Below are 1,914 nucleotides of genomic sequence, written 5' to 3' on the forward strand. Positions count from 1 at the left end.
TGCGCTCGTTATTTGCACACTGCTGTTCGTCGCCTTGTTGGGAATTTTGGCTTACCTACTGGGCGGCGATCATTCGATCGCCGCCGTTCTTGTAATAGCACCATTGTTTTTGCTATCCGCGAGATCAGTTGTGGAGCTAAGCCTTGGGCGCGCGACTAGTGAGAAGCCCATGTCATATGACAGACGTGCATTAGCCGGTGTTAGCGATTCCCACAAAGTAGCTGTGCTGGTGCCTGTAGTCCTGCATTCGGAGGCGCAAATACAGAGGCTCTGCGCGAATCTTGAACGGAACTATCTTATCGCTTGCGACAGCAATGTACTTTTTGCTGTGTTGTCTGATTTCGAAGATTCCCCTGAAGAAGCACCTTCTGATCACGACATGCTTCTGCTGAACTCGCTTGTGGATAAAGCGCGTTCGATCAATCAACGGCACGCCACCTGGGCCGAGTTCCCAATATCCATTTTGCATAGGCGTCGATCCTACTCTAGAACCCAGCAATGTTGGATGGGTCTGGAGCGTAAGTCTGGGAAGGTCAGGGAGTTCAATCGACTGGTGTGCGGTAAAGATGCGCACTTTGAGTGGACTTTTGGATTTGACTTCAAACCTAGATCTGTAAGCCACGCGATGATCTTAGATGAGGATACTGAGTTAACACCTAATGCCCTCCAGATACTGTATGGTGCGCTTGAGCATCCGGCCAATGTAAGTAGTAGGTGCAGCGGATACGGAGTGGCTATTCCCGCAACTCAGTCTGTTTGTTGTTCTTCATGGAGATGGGCCGAAGTGTTTGGCGGTGTTAGTCGAAATTCTGCACTTGCTGTATCGCCGCCACGAAATTTCATGCAAGATTATCTGGGGGAGTGCCCTTACCCTGGAAAGGGTATGTACGTTATTGATAGGTTTGAGGAGCGCTTAGGTGACGGGGTGCCGTCCGAGTGCGTTCTGAGTCACGATACTTTTGAAGGCTTCTATCTCAGGCCCGGGTACGTTCCCCAGGCTCTTCTAATCGAGGAATTTCCTCCGTCATTCGCTAGCTACGCCGCAAGACTTCACAGGTGGATACGCGGAGATCTCCAGAATGCTGTTAATCTTGCGAGATGCGTCGGCATGTTCGGCGCCCCTCGAGCGGCGAAGGATTTCTATTCAATCGGTGCCTTCACGATATTCAATCAGCTCCTAAATTCGATGTCGCCGGTCTTCTTAGTGGCTGCTTTCTTAGCGCCACTGCTTCTCGGTATGGATTTTTCGAGCTCTCTTTTAGTGTACGTGTGTATAACATGTACGATCATTTCTCCGGCGATAATCTATACGGTCTCGCGCTTAGTTGCGTTGAGATCGCCGGCTAGATTTGGGTATAAGATTATTGTCATCTTCTTCTGGAGGACGGTGCGTTCGAGGTTGGTGCATTCATTGTATGCACCGGCCTTGGCGTTGCTCGCGGTTGATGCTTATTGCCGGACAGCTCTTAGGCTAATTAGCGGAAAGAGGCTTCTAGACTGGGTGGCTTCGTCAAGCAAGGGGGCTGTTCTAAATTGGTACTCGTCAAGGTCAATATTTTTTCCACTAGCTCTTATTTGTTTGTTTTCGATAATTAATAATGACTTTACGGAATGTAGCTCTATTTTAAATGCCGCCGCATGCGTGAGCTTCCTATTGGGATCTTTACTGAATATTTATTTTTCTCGATCAGCGCGCGGGGCCGTGGACCCGGCGCCAATGAAGTAGGCTCGAGCGTCTCTGCCTGGCGACACACCTGGGCCAGCAGAATGGATGGTCGCACCGCGGTTGGCATACCGGTTTATCGGGCCGTTGCAGTGCTGGACCGCGGCCACGCCCCCACGAGTGTCTGGCGGCCTTCAGTCTTGCACGCTTGACTCAACCCGGCTGCGCAAAGTTCTGGGTATGTTCGACCT

It is taken from the genome of Candidatus Paracaedibacter symbiosus (assembly GCF_000757605.1).
In the GTDB taxonomy this organism is placed as follows: Bacteria; Pseudomonadota; Alphaproteobacteria; order Paracaedibacterales; family Paracaedibacteraceae; genus Paracaedibacter_A; species Paracaedibacter_A symbiosus.